The organism is Rhodococcus sp. P3_B8, assembly GCF_056402775.1.
This window is the reverse complement of record NZ_JBFUGT010000649.1, coordinates 1-1,087: the sequence shown is the minus strand read 5'-3', so window position 1 is coordinate 1,087 and position 1,087 is coordinate 1. Positions and strand designations below refer to the sequence as shown.

At 61.2% G+C, this 1,087-nt stretch carries 1 pseudogene; it reads right to left on the bottom strand.

What is annotated here, in order from left to right:
* Positions 1-194 (bottom strand): annotated as a pseudogene (locus tag AC1D1G_RS45470) (IS3-like element ISMyma10 family transposase); the annotation flags it as partial.
* Positions 195-1,087: the final 893 nt, after the last annotated feature.

Genomic DNA, 1,087 nt, shown 5'->3' with positions numbered 1-1,087 from the left:
GACGCCGACGCGGCATGGGTGCCATCGCCCGCCGCTTCGGCCTTGCGGACCCACACCCGTACGGTCTCCGTCTTCAGTGACATCCGTTCGGCGATTGTGCGGATCGCCTCGTATTCCGAGGCGTAGTCACCACGGTGCTCGAGGACCAGGCGCACGGCCTTCTCTCGCACCTCGGCTGGATAGACATTCGGCATAAGGATTACCTTCCCAAGAAAGAAGGTGCGCATCAAACCCGGGACGATTCACAGTCACGTACCGTGGCAAGTCGGTGAAGGCGCTCGTCTCCCTTGAGGTGGGTGCCGTCGCGACTGGGGAATCAGCGTACAAACGCCCTGGAACGATAGAGATCCTTCCCGAACTGCCAGAAACCGTGAGCAGGTAAATCCGTCGCGGGTCGCTCCGAACCGCCAGGTGTGGCTGCCGTCAGCGGAGCCGAAACTGACCCGACAAGACAGTTGGGCGGCAACCCCCTGCCCGGACGGATCCCTGCTACGCCTTCACGAGCTGGACCCCATGCACCACAAATCAACTCGGATCCTCGACACCGTGCAGCGGCAGTCGCCCATGACGCTGTGGAACAGTCGCAGCGACAATGACATTCTCGACTTTGCGCTACTCTGGGCGCCGATTGGTGGTCCCACCCGAGGAACATTACAAACGTCTTCTCGATGGACGTCACGGAGTTCAAGCACCGGGTCCGAGATGCTGTGAGGCTCGAAGTGGCCCGACTTCAGCGCGGTATCACCTCTTCGGAGAGAATCTATGGCCTGTCCGCGATTGCGGCACTCGATCGTAGTTCACGCACAGGCACGTCGTAGGAAGCGATTCTTTCGGGGCTCATCGGTGGCGGCGTGACCGTCAACTTGCTCACCCCGCCAAGGTCGGTGTCGCACCGCTTTGGGGTCAGCGACGTTCGTCCACAAACCACGCTGGTCGCGTTCGGGTGAATCGTCCCGGGTTTGATGCGCACCTTCTTTCTTGGGAAGGTAATCCTTATGCCGAATGTCTATCCAGCCGAGGTGCGAGAGAAGGCCGTGCGCCTGGTCCTCGAGCACCGTGGTGACTACGCCTCGGAATACGAGGCGGC